The organism is Promicromonospora soli (assembly GCF_014653785.1).
Classification (GTDB): Bacteria; Actinomycetota; Actinomycetes; order Actinomycetales; family Cellulomonadaceae; genus Promicromonospora; species Promicromonospora soli.
In genome coordinates this window covers 926930-950596 of record NZ_BNAS01000002.1, presented here as the reverse complement: position 1 = coordinate 950596, position 23667 = coordinate 926930, and the positions used below count along the sequence as shown (strand labels likewise).

General features: G+C 71.3%; 19 protein-coding genes. 7 read left to right on the top strand and 12 right to left on the bottom strand.

The genetic code is table 11. The features are described 5' to 3' along the window. The first annotated feature begins 72 nt into the window (after positions 1–72). Positions 73–720 carry a hypothetical protein gene (locus tag IE250_RS09995; RefSeq protein ID WP_189669087.1) on the top strand — a complete coding sequence of 216 codons (648 nt, stop codon included), beginning with the start codon at positions 73–75 and terminating at the stop codon, positions 718–720. Between the two features lie 48 nt (positions 721–768). Here IE250_RS09995 and IE250_RS09990 read toward each other — a convergent pair whose 3' ends face one another. Genes IE250_RS09990 through IE250_RS09980 form a run of 3 tightly spaced genes read right to left on the bottom strand, consistent with a single transcriptional unit; the run spans position 769 to position 2387 of the window. Further along, complete coding sequence (locus IE250_RS09990; protein ID WP_189669086.1) at positions 769–1662, bottom strand: VOC family protein; 894 nt, start codon at positions 1660–1662, stop codon at positions 769–771. Between the two features lie 57 nt (positions 1663–1719). Then, positions 1720–2100, bottom strand: coding sequence for a hypothetical protein (locus IE250_RS09985; RefSeq protein ID WP_189669085.1), 381 nt, complete (start codon positions 2098–2100; stop codon positions 1720–1722). Further along, a complete protein-coding gene (locus IE250_RS09980; protein ID WP_189669084.1) occupies positions 2088–2387 on the bottom strand; it encodes a hypothetical protein in 300 nt (99 codons plus the stop codon). Before IE250_RS09980 ends, IE250_RS09985 begins: the two co-directional genes overlap by 13 nt. A gap of 140 nt (positions 2388–2527) precedes the next feature. On the opposite strand from IE250_RS09980, the gene IE250_RS09975 reads away from it, so the two are divergent. After that, positions 2528–3250 carry a GntR family transcriptional regulator gene (locus IE250_RS09975; RefSeq protein WP_229872302.1) on the top strand — a complete coding sequence of 241 codons (723 nt, stop codon included), beginning with the start codon at positions 2528–2530 and terminating at the stop codon, positions 3248–3250. A 33-nt stretch (positions 3251–3283) separates the two neighbouring features. Here IE250_RS09975 and IE250_RS09970 read toward each other — a convergent pair whose 3' ends face one another. After that, complete coding sequence (locus tag IE250_RS09970; protein WP_189669083.1) at positions 3284–4195, bottom strand: NAD(+)/NADH kinase; 912 nt, start codon at positions 4193–4195, stop codon at positions 3284–3286. 1 nt (position 4196) lies between these two features. Continuing rightward, entirely contained in the window at positions 4197–5237 is a 1041-nt protein-coding gene (locus IE250_RS09965) for an SPFH domain-containing protein (protein ID WP_189669082.1), read from the bottom strand. A gap of 87 nt (positions 5238–5324) precedes the next feature. Between IE250_RS09965 and IE250_RS09960 the strand changes: the two genes are divergently transcribed. Beyond that, positions 5325–6101, top strand: coding sequence for an NUDIX hydrolase (locus IE250_RS09960; RefSeq protein ID WP_189669081.1), 777 nt, complete (start codon positions 5325–5327; stop codon positions 6099–6101). Here IE250_RS09960 and IE250_RS09955 read toward each other — a convergent pair. Together IE250_RS09955 and IE250_RS09950 are read right to left on the bottom strand one after the other, a co-directional pair. Continuing rightward, positions 6070–7125 (bottom strand): pirin family protein, encoded by a 1056-nt coding sequence (locus IE250_RS09955; RefSeq protein ID WP_189669080.1) that lies wholly within the window; start codon positions 7123–7125, stop codon positions 6070–6072. The genes IE250_RS09960 and IE250_RS09955 overlap by 32 nt on opposite strands. Before the next feature lie 496 nt (positions 7126–7621). After that, entirely contained in the window at positions 7622–8632 is a 1011-nt protein-coding gene (locus IE250_RS09950) for a hypothetical protein (protein ID WP_229872301.1), read from the bottom strand. Between the two features lie 313 nt (positions 8633–8945). Here IE250_RS09950 and IE250_RS09945 point away from each other — a divergent pair, with 313 nt between their 5' ends. Together IE250_RS09945 and IE250_RS09940 are read left to right on the top strand one after the other, a co-directional pair. Next, entirely contained in the window at positions 8946–9557 is a 612-nt protein-coding gene (locus IE250_RS09945; protein WP_189669079.1) for a TetR/AcrR family transcriptional regulator, read from the top strand. Between the two features lie 53 nt (positions 9558–9610). Then, on the top strand, positions 9611–10939 hold the full coding sequence (locus tag IE250_RS09940; RefSeq protein ID WP_189669078.1) for an MFS transporter: 1329 nt from the start codon (positions 9611–9613) through the stop codon (positions 10937–10939). Positions 10940–10973: 34 nt separating this feature from the next. Here IE250_RS09940 and IE250_RS09935 read toward each other — a convergent pair whose 3' ends face one another. From IE250_RS09935 to ptsP, 3 genes are all read right to left on the bottom strand, one after another. Next, on the bottom strand, positions 10974–12110 hold the full coding sequence (locus IE250_RS09935) for a magnesium and cobalt transport protein CorA (RefSeq protein WP_189669077.1): 1137 nt from the start codon (positions 12108–12110) through the stop codon (positions 10974–10976). Positions 12111–12424: 314 nt separating this feature from the next. Further along, positions 12425–13303 (bottom strand): sugar phosphate isomerase/epimerase family protein, encoded by an 879-nt coding sequence (locus IE250_RS09930; protein WP_189669076.1) that lies wholly within the window; start codon positions 13301–13303, stop codon positions 12425–12427. Between the two features lie 58 nt (positions 13304–13361). Continuing rightward, complete coding sequence (ptsP, locus tag IE250_RS09925; protein WP_189669075.1) at positions 13362–15011, bottom strand: phosphoenolpyruvate--protein phosphotransferase; 1650 nt, start codon at positions 15009–15011, stop codon at positions 13362–13364. A gap of 180 nt (positions 15012–15191) precedes the next feature. Here ptsP and IE250_RS09920 point away from each other — a divergent pair, with 180 nt between their 5' ends. Next, entirely contained in the window at positions 15192–15734 is a 543-nt protein-coding gene (locus IE250_RS09920) for a PTS sugar transporter subunit IIA (RefSeq protein ID WP_189669074.1), read from the top strand. A 73-nt stretch (positions 15735–15807) separates the two neighbouring features. Next, positions 15808–16452 (top strand): HAD family hydrolase, encoded by a 645-nt coding sequence (locus IE250_RS09915; RefSeq protein WP_189669073.1) that lies wholly within the window; start codon positions 15808–15810, stop codon positions 16450–16452. Positions 16453–16465: 13 nt separating this feature from the next. Here IE250_RS09915 and IE250_RS09910 read toward each other — a convergent pair whose 3' ends face one another. Both IE250_RS09910 and IE250_RS09905 read right to left on the bottom strand, forming a co-directional pair. After that, entirely contained in the window at positions 16466–18436 is a 1971-nt protein-coding gene (locus IE250_RS09910; RefSeq protein ID WP_189669072.1) for an NHL domain-containing thioredoxin family protein, read from the bottom strand. A gap of 106 nt (positions 18437–18542) precedes the next feature. After that, positions 18543–23393 carry a GEVED domain-containing protein gene (locus IE250_RS09905; protein WP_189669071.1) on the bottom strand — a complete coding sequence of 1617 codons (4851 nt, stop codon included), beginning with the start codon at positions 23391–23393 and terminating at the stop codon, positions 18543–18545. Positions 23394–23667: the final 274 nt, after the last annotated feature.

The following is a 23667-nucleotide window of genomic DNA, read 5'->3' as shown; positions in this document are numbered from 1 at the left end:
CCCGCGTGGTGACCTGACTGCTGCGGCGTGGTTGGTGTACACCGGCGAACCGGTAGCGGCAGGATGCTCGACGTGCTCACCGTCGTCGCCACCACCACTGATCGCGGGCTTCGGCGGCCCAAACGGATCTGCACGAGTGATCACGAAGCCGTGATGGGCCGCGACCCGGCGTGGCGGTGGACAGTGCTGCTGGTGGCGCTGTCCACCGCCGTGTCAGGATGCACGGCCGCCGGACCACAGGTGCGACCGGGGGCTGAGGACGCGTCACGTGTCGAGTCAGGTGTCATCGATGTGGCACCCGGGGAGCACAACTCGATCGGCACAGTGACGCTGTGCACCGAGAACACCGGAGCTGGTGAGATCACGGCAGTCACGACGCCCCCGGGCTCCGGCGTCGAGGTCGTGGCCTACTCCGTGGCCAACGAGCCCAGCGACATCGGCGGCCTCCGCGGCCGGCTCGAAAGTCTGGGCGCGGACACAACCAGCCACACGGTCGAGCGGAAGTGCCGCGCGGAAGGAGAAACAGGCGCGATCCAGGTCGCAACCCTGCTGATCGAGGTAGTCGCCCAGGACGACAGATCGGCGAGAGCCGACCACCTGACCATTCACTGGGAGGCCGACGGGAACACCGGCGAGTTCGACGTCCAGTGGGCGATCCTGCTCTGCACCACCGTCGACCAAGAGAGCAAGGACTTCTGCCAACAGCACCTGGAAGATTGAGCACCGGGTGACGCCGGGATGCGGAGTCCGCTTCAAGTGGGGGCCGGGTCAGCCCTCGCGTGCCTGCGCCTCTGCCTCGAGGAACGACTCCGGCGGGTCGAACTGCGCGAGCACGAGCTCCGCGGCGAACGGGTCCCGGACCGTCGCCTCCTTGGACCATTCGCCGTCCTCCGTCGCCAGCACCCTCGCGCCGGCACGCTCCGCTGCCGCGACCGACTCGTCACGGTCGGCCACGGCGAAGGCCACCGACCAGCGCGCCGGTCCGTCCGCCTGCAGGATCCCTGCGACGACGTCGGCAAAGCCGGGTGGCACGAACTCCTGCCGCTCGTGGATGCCGGGGTCAGACGTGCGGGCCAGGTGGTCGCCGTACCCAGGGACGCGCGCCATGCCGGCCCCGAGGTCGTCGCTGCGTTCCCAGCCGAGCAGCGGGCCGTAGAACCGCAGCGCGGCGTCCACGTCCGGCGTGAGCAGGTTGCTGAAGTTCCAGGTGCCCGGCACGTTGACGACCTGGGCACCGAGCCGCGTACCCGCCTGCCACAGCCTGCTGGGCGCCCCCTGCGGGTCGACTATCCTCGCCATCCGGCCCGCGGGACGCCCCGGCGGCCCGACAGCCTCAGGTGCCGAGCTCACGACGCCGCCCAGGTCCCTCACCCAGCCGGCCGCGGCGTAGATGTCGTCCACGGCGAGGTACGTATGCCACGCCGTCTCGCCGTCGAAGCCCTCGTCCGGTGTGGCGATCGCGGCGACGGCCGTGGCGTCGGTCCCGTCCTGGGACGCGACGACGTAGCGGCCCGGCGCTTCGGGCGGCAGCTTGTCCTCGAACCTCCAGCCGAACAGGTCGCCGTAGAAGCCGAGCGCCGAGTCGACGTCGTGCACCTCGAGGTCGATCCAGCTGGGCACGCCGTGCGGATACGTGCGGGGAGCAGTGGGTGTGTCAGCCATGACGTTCTCCAGGTCGGTTCCAGTAACCCCATGCTGCCCCTGACCACCGACATGCGCTCAGCCCCGGATCGGCGCAGCCACGTGCAGCGAGACCGGCAGGCCGCGTTCGGCGGCCGGCACCCAGCCGCTCCAGCACCGCCACACCATGGGCCCCCGCGCATCGCTGTCGTGGTGGCCCAGTCGTTCGGTGAGGTGGAGCATCCCGGCAAGCTTCATCGCGTCCGGCACCCGTGCCGCGACGACGTCGACCGTCAGCACGCCGACGACGTCCTCCTCGAGATCGAGGTGGTCCACGCCCGCCCGGACGTCCAGCGTGTGGATGTCGAAGATGTGGGCGATCAGCGCCGTGACCCCGACGAGCTCGGCGAGGTGCGCCCCCGGCGTCGGGCAGCTGTCGTCGCCGAAGCCGGTGCACGAGCAGGCCATCAGACCGGCCACGACCGGACTGCCCGGGTGCTTCCGCGCAGGTCGCCGTAGACGTACATGTCCATGCCGTTCCACCGACCGGTCCACATCGTGAAGCCGGGCTGCGTGGCCGGGTAGTCCGTCGCGACCGTGATGCCGAGCTGCGCGGCGATCGCCGCGCCCTCCGACTGCCGCGCCGGATGCACCACCAGGTGATCCCGGAACACCTCCACCCACTTGATCCGCGCGTCCCCGACCTCCGCCAGCAGTGCCGTCACCCCAGCCGCAGAATCGGTCAGGTTGCCCGCAATCGTCGCCATCTCTCCCACCTCTCTGCACCTACCTCTAGGCGCGTAGACAGCCTGTTGGGGGTTAACTGGAGGTCGCAACCGCTACGCCGAAAAGTTGCGTATACGCACTGGCTGCGGGTTAGGTGGGTTCCGTGTCTAGAGAGGGACGTGTGACTGCCGCAAGCATCGCCAAGGATCTTCGTGCCGCGATCCGCTCCGGGACCTACAAACCGGGCGATCGTCTTCCGAGCGAAGCAGCGCTCATGTCGAACTACGGCGTGGCGCGGATGACCGCGCGCCACGGCCTGTCCATGCTCAAGGACGAGGGCCTGACCGTGACCCGGCACGGCTCCGGTGTGTTCGTCCGGGCCTTCGAGCCGATCGTGCGGGACAGCACGGGCGGCCAGGCCGACGATTCCACCGTGACCGCCGAGGTCGACGAGACCGGCGCCGGGCTCACCGTCCGCACGCTTGCCGTCACAGCGGAGGCCGAACCGTCCGAGAAGATCCGCGCGTCACTCGGCCTTGCCGAGGGCGAGAAGGTGACCGTGCGCGAGCGCCTGCACCTGCGGGAGCGCAAGCCCGTGCTGTTCGCGACGTCGTACCTGCCCGCGTCGATCGCGGCCGGGACGCCGATCGCTGACCAGGAGGTCGGGCCGGGCGGCACGCACGCGCGCCTGACCGAGGCCGGGCACGCGCCGGTGAAGTTCCGCGAGGACGTAGTGGGCCGCATGCCGACGATCGAGGAGATCGAGGAGCTCCGGATCGAGCCCGGCACGCCAGTGCTGTCGGTCACGCGCACCGCGTTCACCGAGGACGGATCGCCCGTCGAGATCAGCCACGTGGTGCTCGACGCCGGCGAGTTCATGCTCCGGTACGACATCGGCAGCTGAGGCCGCTCCGTCACGGTGACGAGCGGCCCCGGCCTATACGAGCCGGAGCCGCCGCTCGGCGACCCCGATCCGGACCTCCTGCCCCCAGGAGACCTCGAGCCGGTCGCCCTCCATCCCGTCCCCGAACACGACGAGCCGGTCGGACTGGACGGTGACCACGAGCTCGCCGTCGTCCCCGAGCATGCCTTCCGTGAGCGTGGCGCCGGTCGCGGGCGACGGCCAGGCCTCCCGGACGAACCAGGCCAGCGCCTGCTCGGTGGGTCCCGGCAGCCTGCGCCCGCCGCGGTCGTGCGCTATCGAGGCGCTCCACCCGGTGGCGCCGGTACCGGTGCTGACGATCAGGCCGGACGACGACTGTCGCTCCGCAGTGCCGTCGACGGTCAGGACGTAGCGCGCCGACTGGTGGCTCGCGTGCCCCAGGAACAGCTCGTTGACCGCGCGCAGCTCCTGGCCGTCGTCGAGCCGCGCGCGGACCATCGTGAGCTCGTCGCACCGCACGGCGGACGGCGCCGCGCCGGCCCGGCCCGGCGGGTTCGTCAGGGCGGCAATGATCCCCGCGACCGCGTCGGCGTCGTGCCGGACCAGGACGCCGAGGTTGGTACCCGGCTCCGGGTCCACACCGACCACGAGCTGCCGGTCCAGGTACTTGGCCGCGTTCGCGACCAGGCCGTCCTGGCCCACCACGAGCACGACGTCCTCTGGCGCGAACAGGAAGCGGTCCAGGTCTGCCCGCTCCACCTCCGCGAGAGCCCAGTCGGACGGCACGCTCGCCGCTACCGCCCGCCGCGCAGACACGGCGGCCTCGTGCCGGGACTCGACGTCCGCGAGGGTGCGGCCCCGGGTGCGGAGGAAGAACTCCGCCTGGCCGCGCGTGGCGTGCCGGTCGAGCAGCTCGTCGAGCTCGGTCCGGCGATGCACCAGCACCGCTCGGGTACGGAGCGCCACGTCAGCGCTCCGCGGCCGGGACGCCGTCCACCGCGGGTCCACGCGCCCCGGGTGCGGCCAGCGCGCCCAGCAGCCCGCTCACCAGGTCCGGCGTGACGGTCAGCGAGCCCACGTTCGGCAGGTGGGCAGCGGCATCGCGCAGGGCGAGAGCCGCGAGCACGTCACGCCCGACGTTCGCATAGATCTTCATGAGCGCCGCCTCCTTGGCCGCCTCGGCCTCGCCGAGCTGCCGCAGGGAGGCCGCCTGAGCGGCCGCCGCGATCTCGCGACGCTCGGCATCCGACTTCGCCGCCACCAGTGCGGCCGCCGCGGCCTCCTCGGCCTCGCGGCGCTTGTTCGCACCCTCCTGGGCGACGAGCTGCTCACGCCGGGAGGCTAGCTCGATCTGGCTCGCGAGCTCGTTCTCGGCGATCTTGCGCTCCCGCTCGACGGCGACGGCGCGACGCTCGTAGGTCGCACGGTCGGCCTCGGACTGGAGCCGCTCGCGCACCGGCGTGCGCAACGCCTTCTCGACGTCGCCCTCCGGCCGGACCGCCAGCACGCGCACGCCCAGCACCTCGATGCCGGTCGCGGCCAGGCGCGCGTCGTCACCGAGCCCGCCGAGCGCCGTCCGGACCCGTCCGATGCCGGACTCGAGCGCGTCGGCCAGGTCCAGCGTGGCGATCAGGTCGACCGTGAGGCTCTGGGCGAGCTGGCCCACGATGGCGCCCACCTGCTGGCGGCCGCTCGCCTCCTGGCCAGCACCGGTGACGGGGAAGATGCCGAAGTCCAGCCGCTGGGAAGCGAGGACCGGGTCACCGAACCGGTAGGTGACGTTCGCCTGCACGCTGACGTCCTGCTGGTCGCGCGTCACCGCGTGGAAGAGGACCGGGAGCTCCTGGTCGGTGGCGGGCACCTCGCTGAGCACCGACGTGTCCGGGCGGAACCAGAAGGCCTGCCCCACGCCCTCGTGCTGTACGCGGCCCTTGCTGAGGTGCACCACATAGTCGCTCGCGGAGCCCAGGAACTGACGGATCCAGGGGTAGCGCTTGATCGTTGCCATCGTCGACCTCTCATTGGGTTGTCGTCAGTTTGACGATATCCGCCGTCTCCGCTTTTCGTCAAGGTGACGAGAATGTACGGTCGAGTCATGGCCCGAACAGCGCACGCCTCCTCCGCCGTACCCGAAACGGCGGGCTCGTTCCCCGTGACCGTCGACGTCGTGGCCCTCACCGTGCGCGCGGGAGCGCTGCACGTCCTCGTCGTCGACCGGCTCCTTGAGCCGTTCCGTGGGCAGTCCGCGCTGCCGGGCGGATTCGTGCTGCCGGGCGAGACCCTGGAGCAGGCGGCAGGGCGGGAGCTCGAGGAGGAGACGGGGCTGACGGTCCCGGCCCGGGCAACCGGCGCGGGGCCGTGGCACCTGGAGCAGCTGCGAACCTACGGCCCGCTCGGCCGGGATCCTCGCGGGCCGGTGCTGTCGGTGGCATACCTGCTGCTCGCACCCGCGTTCGGGCTGCCGGCAGCCGGCGGCGACGCGGCCGAGGCGCGCTGGGTACCCGTCGGCGAGGAGGACGAACGGCTGGCCTTCGACCACGGCCAGATCCTGGCCGACGGCGTGGAGCGCGCTCGCGCGAAGATCGAGTACTCACCCCTCGCGGCAGCGTTCTGCCCACCCGAGTTCACGGTCGCGGAGCTGCGCGGCGTGTACGAGGCGGTCTGGGGCACGCAGGTGGACGCGCGCAACTTCCACCGCAAGGCGACCGGTACGCCAGGCTTCCTGGAGCCGACCGGGCGCCTCGGCGGAGGCGGCCCCGGGCGGCCGGCGGAGCTCTACCGGCTCGCGCCCGGCGTCGACCCGACGGCGGCCGTGCTGCACCCGCCGCTGCTGCGCCCGGTCAGCCCTGGTCGGGCCGCACCCTCGGCTTGAGCCGCAGGTCGGGCAGCGTCGGCGCGCGCAGCGGCCCGCTCGGGTAGCCCTGGACCTGGCCGAACCGGCGTCCGGCGGCGCCGGCGGCATATCCCGTCGCCCCGCCGCCCGGCCCCGAGGGGTCGAGCTCGGCGATCTGCGCCATCCAGTCGTCGCGCGCCCGGACCACGTCCTCGTGCGTGCGGCCCATGAAGTTCCACCACATGATGACGTCCTCGGCGAACGGCAGCCCGCCGATCAGGACCACCCGGGCGGGCCCCCCGGAACCGGCCCGCACCACGAGCGCCGGCCGGCCCGGCCCGGCGTAGCCGAGGTTCGACGGCGGCACCACGCGACCCTCGAACGTCACGTCGCCCGTGTCCACGAGCAGGGCGTGCTCGTGCGTCGGGTCGACGTCGAGCCGCACCTCCGCGCCCGGCTCCAGGTCGACCTGTGCTCCCACGAGCGGCGTGTACGTGGTCGCGGGCGAGGCCAGCTCCTCGCCGGCCACCGCGAGGCGGCCGATGAAGACCTGCACGACAGCACCGTCGGACCGGGCGACCGGGAGGTCGCCGTGGTGCTCGAAGTGCGGTTCGATGCCGAGGGCCGAACCTGGCAGCGCCGTCCACAGCTGGACGCCGTGCAGCCGGGGCGGGCGCCCCTGCTCGGGTGACTCCTCCGAGTGCGAGATGCCCAGACCCGCCGTCATGAGGTTGAGCTCGCGCGGGCGGACCGTCTGGAGCGACCCCACGGAGTCGCGGTGCAGGATCTCGCCCTCGAAGAGCCAGCTCACCGTCTGCAGCCCGGTGTGGGGGTGCGGCGGAACCTGCATGCCCTCGCTCGACGAGACGTCGTCGGGGCCGTAGTGATCGCTGAAGCACCACGCCCCCACGAGGGACCGGGCGCGCTGGGGGATCGTGCGCCGCACGTTCATCGCCCGCGGTCCGCCGAGCGGTACGTCGCGCGGGGTGAGGAGCTCGACGCCGTCACCCTGCGCGCCCGCGGTGCAGACCTGCTCGTCCGGGCGGGTCTCGAGATTGCTCATGCGCTGAGCCTAGATCCCGGGGTATGGGCCAGGGCCCCCGGGGCAGGCCGGGGGCCCTGGCGAACCGCGCACCCGTGGTCCACACTTGGCGAGGACCAGGGGCGTCGTGTCGACGTCACGACCCCGACGCACCCGTCAGACCCGGATCGCCAGGCCTGTTCTTCACGGACACCTCGGACACGGGCGGTCTTCCGGCCCCGTACAGTCCCCTGTGGCGTCATCCACAGCCCGCACCGCGGTACGGGAAGTCCTGTCGTTCTCCGGTCAACCATGTGTCCGATGTCCAGGCCGGTCGGTACTGCTGCAGCGCACCGCATCTGCACCCGGATCGTCGAACCATTGCCACGTTTCTATCCGCGTGTCGCAGGAGCGGCAACCGCTCCACCGTTGTAATTTTCACCCTCTCGCTACCCACAGTTCTGTCCACAGGAACAGTCCCGGAATTCCCACACAACACACAGGGCTGTGGATGAAATCTGTGGATAACCGAGCGGGATCAGACCCAGGCGCGTGAACCTGAAGCGCCACCGGCGGTCGAGCTGTTGCGACCGTCCATCTCCTCCGGGCTGGCGATGAAGCCACCGTCGTCCACGAGAATTCCGGCGATCCGGCTCTGGAGAGCTACCGCGAGACGGGCGAGCGAGGCGCGCATGCGCGCCCGGGCGATGACGTGCAGGCCGGACGCGTGCTCCAGCTCGAGCTCGTAGGGGTCCGCCGGCATCCAGCTCATGCGGTACGCGAACGGCCCGTAGCTACGCCAGTCCAGCGATCCGAGCGCGCGCGGCACCCGGTCGACGCGCTCCACGTCGATGACGAGCGATCCGTCGTACGCGGTGCTGCCCACGAGCGTGTAGCGCGGCGATCCGTCGGGCGTGACCTGCTCGGCGGACACGTCGGCGGTCGCGATGAGGGAGCGGAGCATGGGCAGCACTTCGCCCGGCACGAGGGCGTGCGCGGCGTAGAGCGACAGGTTGACGGACGCGGCAGCGTCCGGGACCAGCGGCTGCCGCCCGTCGGCGAGCACACCGCCGCCGGTCTTGCGGGCGGCCGCGACCATCCACTGGACGATGCGCAGCTCCTCGCCCTGGGGGAGCGCGTGCGGGAAGACGCGAGCGATGCCGTCCCGGTCGTCGTACGACGTCGGGGCCGCGCCGCGCACGTCCCGCAGACCGTCACCGCGCGCGATCGAGTACGCCTCCGCCTTGGCGGCGGAGATCTCCAGCTCGGCGAGATGCGCCTCGCCTACCTCGAACGGGCCGGTCGCGATGTGCCCGTCCCCCAGGCGCATGACGCCGGGAACGAGCGTGTCGGGCTGCGCCATGCCCCGGAACCGCGCTCCGGCCTGCCGGCGCGATCCGGAGCTACGGGACGGCTCTCGGAGCCACGCGATGTCGGAGAACCACGCCGCAGCGAGCTCGCTCACTGCGACGGGGCCGTTGGTGCTCGGCAGGATCAGAATGTGACCCGAAGCGTGTTCCGCTGGGATCACGCCCGCCAGAAATGTCATGCGCGCACCTTACTGCCGCGCACTTTCGCCCATGATGCAGGCAGGTTACCGAGAGGAAACACGTTCGTGACAGCCCGCGCACATGTTTCCCCGGGTGGCGGGCTGGTTCGGTTCCCCTCAAACACGCACCTCGTGAAACATTTCAGGGGCGACTGAGTCTCAGTGCAAGAAGGGTGAGGAGGGCGATATCCGAACTTCGCAAAAGCGATGTGTCGGTGCTTAGTATCACCTGTCGGTAGAAGCGGCCTTCCAGCCCTAACCACCCTCGATCCTGGGTTCCAGTTACCTGACGACGCGGGCATATGATGTCAGCATGCCCAAGATCATCGGCAAGAGCCTGCACGAGCACCGCCAGATGACGAGGCACAAGCTGTTCACCGCTCTGTCGATGCTCATGGCGGAGCGCGGGTTCGACACCATCACCCTCGCCGACATCGCCGCAGCGGCGCACGTCGGCCGGACCGCCGTCTACAACCACTTCCACGACAAGGAAGCGCTGCTCCTCGGGTTCATCACGCACGAGACCGAGCAGTATGCCCAAACCTTGGAGCGCGCCCTCGACGGCGTGACCGACCCCGTGGAACAGCTGCGTACCTACATCCGCCAGCAGGCCCAGCTCACCCGCGTGTTCCACCTCGCCCCCGGCCCGGACCTGCGTACGGTCCTGTCCCGCGCCACGCAGCAGCGCCTGCGCGAGCACGCCGACATCGTGGAGGCGATCCTCCGCCGGATCCTCACTGCGGGGATCGATGCGGGCACCTTCCCGCCCCAGGACATCGAGCCCACGGTGCACCTCGTCAACGCGTGCCTGTCCGGCCGCCTCATCCCCGACGAGCCCGTAGCGCGCGAACGCACCATCCGCGCCGCCGAGTCGTTCGTGCTGCGCGCGGTCGGGGCGCGCGTGCCGGAGCGCGTCCCGGCCTGAGCCAGGCCGTACCCATAGGGCCTGAGCGGGGTGAAAAGCGGTAGCCTCGGCGCGTGTCCACTGCCGCCCACTCCGAGCCCACGCCCGGACCCCTCGGTGGCGCGTTCACCCGGGTCGTCGCGGCCAACCTCAGCTCGAGCCTCGGCGACGGCATCGCGCGCGTCGCCGCGCCGCTCCTGGCCGCGCGGCTGACGAACGACCCGCTGCTCGTCTCGCTCGTCGCGGTCGCCGCGCTGCTCCCCTGGCTCCTCTTCGCCATCCCAGCGGGCGTGCTCGTGGACCGGATCGACCGGCGCCTCGCGCTGGGTCTCGCGGGCGGCGTCCGTGCCCTCGTGGCTGCGGGTCTGCTCGCCCTGCACGTCACCGGTGCGCTCACCATCTGGTGGCTCCTGCTGGTCGTGTTCCTCTACGGCATCCAGGAGACGGTGTACGACGGCGCCATCCGCGCCGTCATCCCGTCCCTTGTCGGCAGGCGCGACCTGCCGCGCGCGAACTCGCGCATCGAGGCCACGGAGATCGTGGTGCAGCAGTTCCTGTCCCAGCCGCTGACGTCGTGGCTGCTCGCGTTCTCGGCGGTCTGGGCGCTCGGGCTCAACACTGCCGCGTACGCCGTTGCGGGCGGGCTGGCCCTGACCCTGCCCGCGGTCGCGTCCGGTCTGGCCGGCCGTCGCTTCGGCGGACGCGCGGCGCCGGGCCGGGGTGCCACGCCCGGGGCGTCAGAAGCCCCCGAAGGCGGCCCGAGCTACGGCGCGGCCCCGATGGCAGCCGGCTGGCGCGCCGAACTGGTCACCGGCTTCCGCTTCATCTGGGGCAGCGCGATGCTGCGTCCGCTGTGGGTGGTGAGCGTGCTCATCGGCGTCTGCCACGCCGCAATCATGTCCACGCTCGTGCTCTTCATCCTGGAGCGGCTGCACGTGCCCGAGGCCTGGTACGGCGCCTTCATGCTGGCCGGCGCCGTGGGCTCGCTGAGCGCCGCTGCCGCCACCAACCGGCTCAAGACGCGCTTCGGGACGGGGCCGGTCATGGCCGCCGCGAACGCCATCGGCCTCGGGGCGTGGTTCCTGGCCGGAGCGTTCCCGCTGGCCTGGGTGGGAGCGGTCGCGATCTTCGTGTCGTTCGGCTGCACGACGGCGTGGAACGTGCTGGTCATGTCGCTGCGCCAGGCCGCGGTGCCGAACCAGCTGCTGGGCCGGGTGCACGGCACGTGGCGCACCGCCCTGTGGGGCGCTATGCCGCTCGGGTCGCTGATCGGTGGCCTGCTGGCGCGCGACGGCTACAGCACGCCGCTGATCGTCGGCGCTACCGCGGGCCTGATGATCTCCGCCGTCGGGCACCGGTACATCGTGTCCCTGCCCGACCCGGAGAAGCTCGACCCCGCCTGAGGCGGGGCCGAGGCAGTTCGCCGGGGGCGCCGGCTCAGATCCAGCGCTTCCAGCGGAAGACGCCGAACAGGCCCACGCTGACGGCCAGCATCGCGACCAGGGCCACCGGGTAGCCGTACGCCCAGTCGAGCTCCGGCATGACGTCGAAGTTCATGCCGTAGACCGTGCCCACGAGGGTCGGTGCGAACAGGATGGCCGCCCAGCCCGAGATCTTCTTGACCTCCTCGCCCTGCCGGATGCTGACCTCCGACAGGTGCTTCATCTCCTCGTTCTGCCGCTGCGCGACGAGGGTCGCGGCCACGGTGAGGATGTCGCGCAGTGCGGCCCGAAAAACCTCGATGCGGTCGGCGGCCTCGGCCAGGTGGTCGGCGACGTCGCGCAGGTAGGCCTGCAGCTCCGGGTCCACGCCGTACTTGTCCGCGCCCTTGGCGAGCGAGGCGCAGAGGCCCTGCTCGGGCCGGACGGCGCGCTGGAAGTCGATGACCTCGCGGGACAGCTCGTAGATGCGCCGCGACACGTCGGGGGCCCCGCCCCAGACGTCGGACTCGATCTCGTCGATGTCGTGGTCCAGCCCCGCGACGACCGGCGCGTACCCGTCCACGACGCTGTCGAGGATCGCGTACAGCACGGCTTCGGGCCCGCGCGAGAGCATCTCGCGGTCCGATTCCAGCCGGGCGCGCACCGCAGCGAGGTCGGGCGAGGCGCCGTGCCGCACGGTCACCACGAAGTCGGGCCCCACGAACACGTGCAGCTCGCCGAACTCGACCTCCTCGGCGTCGTCCAGGTAGCGGGCCGCGCGCAGCACCACGAACAGGGTGTCGCCGTACCGCTCGATCTTGGGGCGCTGGTGCGCCTGGATGGCGTCCTCGATGGCGAGGGGGTGCAGGTCGAACTCGCGCGCGAGCGACGTCAGCTCGGCCTCCTCCGGCCGCTCCAGCCCGATCCAGGCCATACCGCCGGAGCGGGAGCGGAGCGCGCTGAACGTCTCCGCGAGGTTGTCGTACGCGGCGGTGCGGACACCGTCGTCGTAGACCGCGGCGGCGACCACCGACGAGCGGGGCGCGGGCGCGGCCGGGCGCGGGGCGACGACGGGCACGACGTCGACGGCGCGGCGCGGGCGCAGCGCACCCAGCAGCGGACGGGCAGGGCGGGAGGGCAGGAACGTGGCCATGGGGAACTCCTGGGGTCGAGCGCAGGAAAAAGGACTGCGAACGGACACCGCAGCAGGGACGGCCGGACGACCGGTGGACCTCACGCCCTGGAAGAGGGCGGAGCGCACCGGCGCGCGAGGGCCCGCGAAACCGCGGGCGGGGGAACCGTCAGCTCAGCTGCGGCTCGGACTACTCGGAGGCTCGCTACGGGTCATGCGCGCCACCTCCTTCGTCCCTGCGGCAGAGCGCCGCGCCATACGTTCTCGACGTGCGCCAGTCTAACCGCGTCGAGGAGCAGATTCGAACCCATTCGAGACCAAGGTCACAGAACGTACTACCAGGCGTCGTGGGCCCGGTGGTGCACCCCGGGCGGAGTGTGGAACTCGCGCGGCGTCGGCGACAGGTAGGCCCGCGCGAACTGGAGCGAGGCGGCCAGGTCGTCGTGGCGCTCGGCGGCCGTGCGCGCCGCGCGGGTCGAGATCTCCACACAGACGTCGCCGCTCCAGCGGCGCGCCACCAGCTCCTGGAGCACCTTCTCGGCCTGCATGCTGCCGCGGCCGGGCACCAGGTGCTCGTCCCGCGGGCCGTGGTTGCCGTCCGCGAGGTGCACGTGCCGCAGGCGGTCGCCGAACGTGTGGAGCAGCGTCAGCGCGTCCTGCTGCGCGACGCTCGCGTGGGACAGGTCGAGGGTCACGGCGTCGTAGTCGTGGTCCGCCGGGTCCCAGCCGGGCAGGTAGGCCTGGAACTCCCGCCGGCCGCCGCGCCACGGATACATGTTCTCGACGGCGATCGTGATGCCCGTCGTCTCGCTCAGCGCGCGCACCTGGTCCTGGAACTGCCGCGCGTACTTGTACTGCCAGCGGAACGGCGGGTGCACCACCACCGTCTCGGCTCCGAGCTCGAGGGCCATGTCGGTGGTCCGCTCCAGCTTCGCGACCGGGGACCGGCCCCAGACCCGCTGGCTCACCAGCAGAGTCGGCGCGTGCACCGATCGCACCGGCATACCGGTGTCGGCGGCGAGCTTCGCCAGGGAGCGCGGGTTCTGGGTGACCTCCTCGGACCAGATCATGACCTCGACGCCGTCGTAGCCGAGCTCGGCCGCCGACTCGAAGGCCAACGGGACACGACGGGGGAAGACCGACGCCGTCGAGAGCGTCACCTGCACATCGGGTGCGGGGGGCTCCTGCGGTTCGGTCCGGATCGGTTCGTGCATGCGGGCCACCTTAAAGCGCCTACGTGACTGTGATGTGACCTATGGGTTCAGATGAGGTTCAGGTGAGGAGACGTTCCCGTACCGCGTCGCGCGCGGCCTGCGCCGTCGAGCACTCGAGAACTGTCCGTGCCAGCTCCGCGCACTCGTCGCGGGACACGCCAGCGAGGGTGCTCGCGACGTCGGCCAGCGCGCGGGGTGTCATAGACAGAGACGTTACGCCCAGCCCCACCAGGACGGGCGCGAGGAGGGGATCAGCCGCCGCCTCGCCGCACACGCCCACGGGAGCACCATGCATCGCCCCGCCCTCGCACGCCACCCGGACGAGCTCCAGGACGGCGGGCTGCCACGGGGTGGACAGGGCGGCCACGCCGGCCAGGTCGCGGTCGGCCGCCATCGTGTACTGCGTGAGGTCGTTGGTGCCCAGGCTCGCGAACGACACCTCCGCCAGCAGGTGCCGCGCCTGCAGCGCGGCGGCCGGGGTCTCGATCATGACTCCCGACTGCTCGAGGCCGTGCGCCGCGCACGCCGCAGCGAAGTCGCGGGCTTCGTCGACGGTGGCGACCATCGGCGCCATCACCCAGACCTCGGCCGACTCCGCGGCGGCCGCCTGCGCTATCGCGTCCAGCTGCCGGTCCAGCACGTCCGGGTGCGCGACGGCGGTGCGCAGCCCACGCACGCCGAGCGCCGGGTTGTCCTCGTGCTCGGGCGTGAGGAACCGCAGCGGCTTGTCGGCCCCTGCGTCGAGCGTGCGGACCACCACGCGACGGTCCGGGAAGTGGGACAGCACCGCCCGGTATGCGGTCACCTGCTCCTCGATGCTGGGCTCCTCGCCCCGGCCCAGGAAGCAGAACTCGGTGCGGAACAGGCCCACGCCCCGCGCGCCGGCGGCCGCCGCGGCCTCTGCCGCCGCGGGGTCGGCGACATTCGCCACCAGCTCCACCTCGGTCCCGTCGCGGGTCATGCCACGGCCGTCGAACGTGGCGGCGGTGACCCGGCGTCGGGCCCCCTCCACGTCGTCCGCGGTAGGGGCGCGCACGACCGTGCCGGCCATGCCGTCCACCACGACCTCCTCGCCGTCGGCGAGGTCGGTCGCACCGGGCAGCGCCACGACGGCCGGGATGCCGAGGGCCCGGGCCAGGATCGCCATGTGCGAGGTGGGGCCGCCGCGCGCCGTGACGATCGCGGTGACCACCGCGGGGTCGAGCATCGCTGTGTCCGCCGGGGCGAGGTCGCTCGCGACCAGGACGAACGGGTGCCCCGGGTCGGGAACGCCGGGCGGGACCGCGCCCGTGAGGGCGGCGACTATGCGGTCCCGCACGTCCCGTACGTCGCGGGCGCGCTCCGACATGGGCGGGCCGAGCGCCTCGAGCTGGGTCGCGACGGAGCCCGCGGCGTCCCACACCGCGCGCTCCGGGGTGAGGCGGTCCTCCCGGACGCGGCGGGCGGCGGCTGCGACGAGAGTCGGGTCGGCGGCCATGGCCGCGGTGACCGCGAGGACGTCGGCAGCCGTGCCCGACGCGCGACCGGCACGCTCCGCGAGGTCCGCCTCCACCTGGGCGGCGGCCTCCTTGACCGCGCGGACGGCGGCGTCCGCGGAGCCCGACAGGCGACTCGTGCTCGGCTCCGGGACGCGGGCCGGCATCCGCACCACGACCCCCACTGCGCGACCTGGGCTCGCCGGGACCCCCGTGAGCCTCTCGCTCGTCATCACGTACGCTCCCCTAAGGCTCGTCGTCGAGTGCGCTCGGAACGTTACACGCGACCGCCCGGCCGGGCGAGGCTCGGTTGCCGGCGCGGCTCGGCGGGCCGGGACGGCGCGGACCGATCTCGAGGCGCTCAAGGCAAAGGGCCGACCTCGTGGGGGTCGGCGATCTGACAAGATGACCCCATGGCCGAGGCCCTGATCGTCGGATCCCCCGTCGCAGGACGGGTGGTCGCGATGCGCGACGTGCCCGATCCCGTCTTCGCAGAGAGCATCGTCGGCCCAGGTCTCGCCGTCGATCCCGACCCCGAGCTCGGCAGGCGCGTCGTCGCGCCGTGCGCCGGCGTCGTGGTGAAGCTGCACCCGCACGCGTTTGTCCTGCTGGCGCCGCCCGCGGATCCGCCCGGGCCGGACGGGGCCGCTGCCGGAGCGCCCGCCGGCGTGTCGCCTGCACAAGCGGCGCCCGCGGCGGGCCGGGGCGTCCTGGTCCACCTCGGCATCGACACGGTCCAGCTGAAGGGCGACGGCTTCACCCTGCTCGTCGCCGAGGGCGACACCGTCACGGCCGGCCAGGACCTCGTCGCCTGGTCCCCCGTCGCGGTGTCCGACGGCGGCCGCTCGCCCCTGGTGCCCGTCGTCGCCCTGGACCTGGGCCCCGGCACCCTCGAGGAGCTGGTCCGCCCGGGCACGCGGGTCCAGGCGGGAGACGCCCTGTTCCACCTGGCGTGAGGCCGGTCGCGTGCCTCGGGCGCGTCGGACGCCCGGGTGACCTGTCGGTCCGACACGCCCTAGGGTCGGGCTCATGGTGCGCACAGTGGTGTTCGACGTCGGAGAGACGCTCATCGACGAGTCCCGGATCTGGCTCCGCTGGGCCGAGCGGCTGGGCGTCCCGCCGCTCACGTTCCTCGGCCTGCTCGGCGGCTGCGCCGCCCTCGACCTGCCGCACCGGGACGCGTTCGAGATGGTCCGGCCGGGGCTGGACTTCGAGGCCGAGATCGCCCGCTGGGCGCAGGACGACCCGGACGGCCTGCGCAACGGGTTCGACGCCGACGACCTCTACCCCGACGTCCGCCCCGCCCTGAGAGCACTGCGCGAGGCGGGCTTCGACGTCGTCATCGCCGGGAACCAGCCGCCGGAGGCGCGTGCCGCGCTGGAGGCGATGAGCCTGCCGGCGAGCGCGATCCGCACCTCGGACGAGTGGGGGGTGCAGAAGCCCGAACCGGGATTCTTCGCCAAGGTCGCCGCGCTCTCGGGCGTGGAGCCGGAGGAGATCGCCTACGTCGGCGACCGGCTCGACAACGACGTGCTGCCCGCCGCCGACGCAGGGATGCGGCCGATCCTGCTCCGCCGCGGCCCGTGGGGCTACCTGCACGCGCTCCGGCCGGAGGCCGCGCGGGCGACGGTCATCGATTCACTGACCGAGCTGCCCGGGGTGCTCGCCGGCTGAGTCTGGCTGGTAGCTAGCCCCGCAGCGGGAGCGTCAGCTCGGCACCGCCGTCCGGCACCACGCGGACCGGGACGCCCCAGTCCTGCTGCGCCACGTGACAGGCCGGGAACACGTCGGGGTCCGGCTCGCCGTTCGGCAGCAGCGGCACCTCGTCGCACGACGCCGCCTTCGCGGTCACGTGCAGCACGCCCTCGGTCACCTCGGGGTTGATCACCAGGTCCCGGAACAGGTCGGTCCCGTCTCCCGCCCCCGACAGCAGCAGCCCTGGCGGGGTGGCGCTGACCTGGAGCGACGTCGACGGTCCCCAGCGGTCGTCGAGCTTCTGGCCCGGCGCGGGCGCAAACGGCACGTCCAGCCGGAGCGCCCCGGCGCCGACGTCGGTCGCGGGCCGGGCGACCCGGTGCGCGCCGCCGTCGAGCACCTCGCCGGCGAGGCTCGCCGGGAGCGCGATCCGCGTGAGCCGGTGGGCCGCCGACTCCACGACCAGCAGGTGCACGGCGCCGGCCGCTACCTCGACGAGCACGTCCGACGGCTCGGCCAGGTCCTTCGCCAAGGTCGTCACCTCGCCGGAGGCGGGGTCGTACCGGCGCAGCGCCCCGTTGTACGTGTCGGCGACGACGACGGAGCCGTCGGGCAGCGTGGCCACGCCGAGCGGGTGCTGCAGCAGCGCCTGCTCGGCCGCGCCGTCCCGGTGCCCGAAGTCGAAGAGCCCCTGGCCGACGACGGTGGTGATCGTCGCGGCGGGCGTGCCGTCGGCACCGTCGGACAGCTCGACGCGGCGCAGCGACGACGTCTCGGAGTCGGCTATCCACAGGTGCCCGTCGGCCCTGCCGTCGGCGTCGACGGACTGCACTACGCCAGAGGTCTGGGCGAACCAGGCGCTGTCACCCGGGCCGTCCTCGAGGCCCTCGTTCATGGTGCCGGCCAGCAGGCTCGCTGAACCCTGGAGCAGGTCCGCTTCCCACAGGGTGTGGTTGCCGGCCATCGCCACGACGAAGGCGCCGCGCACCGCCGACCACGCGACGTCCCACGGGGAGCTGAGGCGCAGGGCGAGCGGCGCGACGGCGGCGCCGGGCTCGTAGGGCGCCAGGGGCTCGCTGCCGCGTCCGCCGACGTTCTCCTGGCCGCCGACCATGAACTGCTGGCCCGTGCCCGCAACGGTGAAGACGGAGCCGTCGGACAGACGCACCCCGCGCAGTGCGTGGTTGACCGTGTCGGCGACCACGACGTCGTATCCAAGGCTCGCCGCGAGGTCCTCCGGCACGAGGCACAGGCCGTTCGGCTCGCTGAACCGCGCCTCGTCCGGTGCGCCGTCGACCAGGCCGCGCTCGCCCGAGCCGATGCGCCGCACGAGCGTCTCGCCATCCGGCGCCAGCTCGGCGAGGGAGTGGTGACCGGCGTCCGCGACCAGGAGGTTCCCGCTCGGCAGGGCGAGCGCCTTCGCGGGAAACCGCAGCGTGCCCGACGCCGGAGCGGGCGCCACGTAGGGTCCCGAACCACGGTGCAGAGTGCCCTTCGCCGAGTGCTCGGCGATCAGGTCGGTGACGAGCGCGGCGATCGCGGAGCCGTGCCCCTCGCCCGCCATCTGCGCCACGATGTACCCCTCGGGGTCGATGACCACGAGCGTGGGCCAGGCCCGCGCGGTGTACGCGCCCCAGGTGACCAGCTCCGGGTCGTCGAGGACGGGGTGCCGCACCTCGTACCGCTCGACGGCGGCGGCGAGCGCGTCGGGATCGGCCTCGTGCTCGAACTTGGGCGAGTGCACGCCCACGATGACGAGCTCGTCGCGGTGCTGCTCCTCGACCTCGCGCAGCTCGTCGAGGACGTGCAGGCAGTTGATGCAGCAGAAGGTCCAGAAGTCCAGGACGACAACCTTGCCCCGCAGCTCCGCGAGCGTCACGCTGCGGCCGCCGGTGTTCAGCCAGCCGCGACCGACCAGCTCGGACGCGCGGACACGGGGGAGGCTCGTTGATGCAGCAGGCATGACAGCAGTTTCGCATTGCAGCGATCTGGTCCCGTAGGGCGTGTTGCAGAAGGCCCTGCCCACGACCGGATGACCGGTCGTGGGCAGGGCCCTTCGCTGTCGGACGTCAGTCGGTGGAGCGTCGCTGACGGGCGACGATCATTGCGGCTGCGCCGAGGAGCAGCAGGAGTGCTGTACCCGCGACCAGCCAGCCGACGTCAGCGCCGGTTGGCGCCAGCGGCGGGGCCGTATCCCCGGGCGGGGACGTGTCCGCCAGCGGGGTTGCACAGGCGTCGGCGGAGTCGGTCAGGTCGTTGAGATCGATGCCGGCAACGTTGGCGAACCCGCCCGGCTCACCGAACCCGGGCTCGGGGCAGGTGAACGCGGACAGGTTCGTCCCAGACTCGTTCACCGTGGCCAGGACCTGCACCCGGTAGGTGTGGGTCTGGCCGGCCCCCAGGGTGACGCCGTCGGCAACAACATTCGCCGGCGAAGCCTGCACCGCCCCCTGACCCGTCCACGACGTGAGTGCCGTGACGCCACTGGGCGTGTCCGTCACCGTGGCCTCGTCGACCGTGATGCCGGCGCCGAACCGCAGACGGTCGGTCAGGGTGTACACACCCTCGGCCGCGCCGTCGTTGACCGCGGTGATCTCGTAGGTCACCGTCCACGTACCGTCCTCGCCCGCGACCGGGTCACCAACAACCTCCTTGGTGATGTCGATCAGCGGCAGGGTGGCGCACGCGTCGTCGTCCTGGACCTCACCGTTGTGCGTGAGCTCCGTCGAGTTCGCCAGCCCACCGGAATCGCCCGAACCGGGCTCGGGGCAGATCAGGGTGTCCGGCGTGACAGTCGCCCTGTCGAGCGAGACCACGACCTGCACCTGGTAGGTGTGCTCCCCGCCCGCGTCGAGCGTGACGCCGGTAGCGACCTGGTTCTCCGCCGCGGCGAGGTCAGCGCCCTGACCTGTCCACCCGGCCGGGTCGGCCACCCCGTCCGGGGTGGTCACGACGTCGGCCGACTCGACCACGACGCCCTCACCAAAGAGCAGGCGGTCGGCCAGCTCGTACTCACCAGCAGCCCCGCCGATGTTCTCCGCGACGATGTCGTAGAGCACCGTCCAGGTCCCGTCCCCGTTCGGGGTCGGACCCGAGCTCACCGTCTTGTCGACCGTGATGAACGCGATCATGACGCACGCCTCGGCGTCGTCGGTCAGCTCGTTGTGCTCGACCTCGGCGATGTTGGACAGCCCACCGGGACCGTCCTCACCCAGCTCCGAGCAGTCGGTGAGGATCGGAACACCATCGGCGTCATCGACGGAGACGACGACCTCCACCTGATAGGTGTGGGTGCCCCCGGCCGGCAGAACCACATCCGCCGCGATCACGTTCTCGGCGTCGCTCTGATCGGTACCCAGACCGGTCCAGTCCTCCGACACCGTGACCCCGTCCGGAGCGGACACGATCGTGCCCGACTCGACGACGAGGTCGCCGTCTGCGGTCATCATGTCCGTGGCCGTGTACACCCCGTCAGCGTCACCGGTGTTCGTCGCCACCACGTCATAGGTGATCGTCCAGGTGCCGTCACCGTTCGCGACCGGACCGTCCGAAACCGTCTTGGACACGCCGATCAACGGGATCGAGGGACACGCCTGGTCCGTGGAGGTCTGCTCGTCCACCTCGATGCTGGACGAGTTCAGCAGACCGGTCCCCGACTCGCCGTCGGTCAGCGTGCAGTCGCTGTTCTCGACCGTGACCTCGTCGAGGTCGACCGTGAACCGCACGGTCACCAGGTAGGAGTGCACCGTCGGGGAGTCCGCGTCCGCGGCGGCGTCGATCGGCTCGTCGGTCTGGATCAGCAACGTCTCCGTCGAGGCGTCCCAGTCGTTCTCGAGCGAGCTCAGTCCGCCGGTGATCGCTTCGGCGGTCGGCGTACCGACCACCGTGACCGCGTCGCCGTACATCAGGTCGTCGTCGAGGTCATACTCGGTGGCGCCGGCGTGCGGGTTGGTGACGTCGATCTGGTAGACCACCTCGTACTCCCCACCGCCCATAGGCGTGGGCTCGGAGGACACCGTCTTCTCGATCTGCGGAACGGTCGCCTCGACACACGCATCGTCCTCGGCCACGTTGCCGCCCGACACCAGCTCGGCGGTGTTGAGGAATCCGGTGCCCGACTCGCCGCCGGTCAACGAGCAGTCGGAAGCGTCGAAGCTCATCGCCTCGCCGTCGATCGTCGCGTTCACCGTCACCAGATACTCATGCGTCACACCGTCCGCGATCGGCTCGTCCGCCACGATCTCCAGAGTGCTCGACGCATCGTCCCAGTTGTCCAGCGTCGTGATGCCGCCGGGTTCAGTGTTGGCCGAGGTCACCTCGTTCAGTGTGATCGAGTCGCCGACCGTGAACACGTCGCTGAGGTCGTAGTCCGGACCGGTGCCCTCCCGGGTCACCGTGATGCTGAACTCCACGGTGTGGGTGCCGTCCGCGTTCGCAAACGGAACGCCGACCGGCTCCTTGACGACCTCGTCGGAGTACAGCTGCACCAGGTAGTCCTCGACCTCACCCGAGGCGGCGGGGCCGGTGGGCAGGATCTCTCCGATCTGGCCGGGAGTGCCCGCGTAGAGCCGGAACCGCGCGAACGCGTCGCCCGTGGCCGTCGCACCGCCCGGGAACGACAACGAATACGCCGCCGTCCCCGAGTTCGCCGGCACCGGCACGGTCACCAGCTCACCCGGCTCGAACGTGCCGCTGTTGTCGAGATCGACCCAACCCGCCAGCGTGGCCGGGTCGTCGGTTTCGTTGGTGGCCGTCACCTCGATGGTGCTGTCGACACCGACCGCGACGTAGACCGGCCCAGCCACACCATCCTCATCGCCACCATCAGCTGTCGCGTCACCCGACGGCTGCCCGTCAGACTCGTCGTCGAGCTCGGTACCCAGCGTGAGCCCGTCGTACAGCCCGTGGAAGGCCCCATCCGCGCCGATCGTGGTGCCGTAGCTGTCCGGCGCGTCACCGAAGTCATGGGGCTCATCGATCGCCATCTCGTCCTGCAGCTCGACCTGGTGGAACGTCCAGTCGTCGATCCAGCGCTGGTCGCCCCACGATCCGTTCACGCCGTCGTTGGCGTTGCTCGCGAACGGCTCACAGTCCCAGTCGTGCACACCACCGGAGCTGTCGACGCCAGCCACGCCGTCGAGCTCAGGGGTCAGACAGTCGCGATCCGCGGTCAGCAGGTTGGTGTCGTTCCAGTAGATCGTGGTCGCGTCGGGCGTGCCGGCCGCGGGCCCGGTAAGCGCCTCCACCAAGACGCCGCCGGCTCGCCGCTCAACGTCAAAGTTGGTGAAGTGGATCTCACCCACCCGGTCGATCAGCACCCTGGCACCGATCTCGTCGAGCAGAGAGATCGGGTTGCCCTGCCCGTCGATCCCGTCGAACGGGATGGTCTGATTGCCATCGGCCGTGACGCCGAACGGAATCGTCCGGTCCACCGGGTCGTCGTAGTCGCCGTCGTTGTTGGCGTCGATCTGCAGCGACGCGTTGCCGACGAAGTTCGTGCTGTCGACGGTGAACTCGCCCTCCCGGATGTCCGAGACCGGGTCCTGGGCGAAGTCGAGGTTTTCCAGGCTCGGCAGCGTGAGCTCTGGATTCAGCCAGGTGGTGCCGTCCGGCGTGGTGGCGGTCGCCGGCATCGAGGAGTCCGGCTCCTCGAAGAAGATCCGGAATGGCGGTCCACACTCATCGGTCGGCGTGTAGAACTCCGGGTCGGCGAACGGTCCAATAAGGTCGTAGCTCTCGTAGGCCGAGACACAGGTGCCGTCCAGCGCGTTGCCGGTGGCGTTGGCGGTGAAGAGCGAGTCGATGCCGTGGTAATCGTCGTACTCGACGTCATAGAGGAAGCCCTGCTCGCTCAGGTACCAGAACCCGATATCAGCGCTGGAATCTGTGCCCTGCTGGGTCATCCAATAGTGTTCGGACCACACCCGGCCGGGCACGTCGACGCTGACAGCGGTCTGGACCGTGATGTCCCACGCGTACTGGTCATCTGCCGACGCACCACCCGCGGTGGCGAAATCGATCTCCCAGACGCCGGGCGTCCCGGACGTCAGGTTCGCCCAGTCGCAGCCGGACCCAGCGGGCTCGGCGTCGGTGACCGTGCAGTCCACCTCGGAGCCGTCGGGACCACGCACCGTGATGACGGCATCGACTCCGTCGACATCGTCGAACACCTTCTCAAATGCGATGTCCAGGTTCTCCCCCGGGCCGACATACGCGGAGAAGGTCTGAGAGACCCGGATCAACGTGTCGGTCGGGTTCGTCGACAGCGGCGTGATCGGGCCTTCTGCCTCGGGTGCGGCGGGCTCCGGATCCTCCGCGCTCTCCGACACTTCTGACTTCTGGGCCGGCAGCTCCTCGGACTCTGGCGCGTCGCTCGGCTCCGGCTCCGCGGACTCGGACGGCTTCGGCGCACTCGGTGACGCGTCCTCGGAGGTCTCCTCCTCAGCCACCACGACCGCGATCGGGGACAGCTGCGCCTGCTCCCCGTCGATCTCGCCCACAGCGGTGATCTCGACGCCCGTCTCCCCATCAGCGATCACCGGGGTCCGGACCACGACCTCGGCGCCGGGCTGGACCGTGCCCAGGTTGCAGGTCAGCGTCGCGTCGTCGTCGGAGATGACGGACGCAGGGTCCACGTCAGTGGTCTGGCAGACGTCGGGGAGCTCCTTGAACAGCCCGTGCTCCAGCGTGACAGTGAAGGTCACGTCGTTCACGGGGTCGTTGGCCGGAGCGTCGTCGTTGACGTTGACCCGCCATACCGCGTTGACCACGTCGCCACGGCCCGCCGTGTCCGGCGTACCCGCCTCCCACTGCCCCGTGACCTCGTACGCCGTGTCGGCAGCCGCGGGAACCGCCGCCGCCGCGGCAAGCCCGGTGCCCCCCAACGCGAACGCGAGCGCACCCGCGACGACACGCCTCACCGTCCCGGTTCCCGGACGGCTGTGTCCGTGTCGGGCCGAGCCGCCTCGCTGCGGTCGCCTGCCGCCGGCGCCGTTTGCGCCTGTTCTGTCCGGAAAACCGGTTCGCATGATGTCCCCCTTCTGCTTCATGCACACCGGTGCGCATGTGTCTTGACTAGAACCGGTCGGGGGCCAGGGGCGCCGAGTGGATCGTGAAAGTTCATCAACTCCTTCCTCAATTTGGCGAGTTTTTCACCCCCTCCGAAAAAACTCTTCGCGCTCAGGCGAAGAAGGA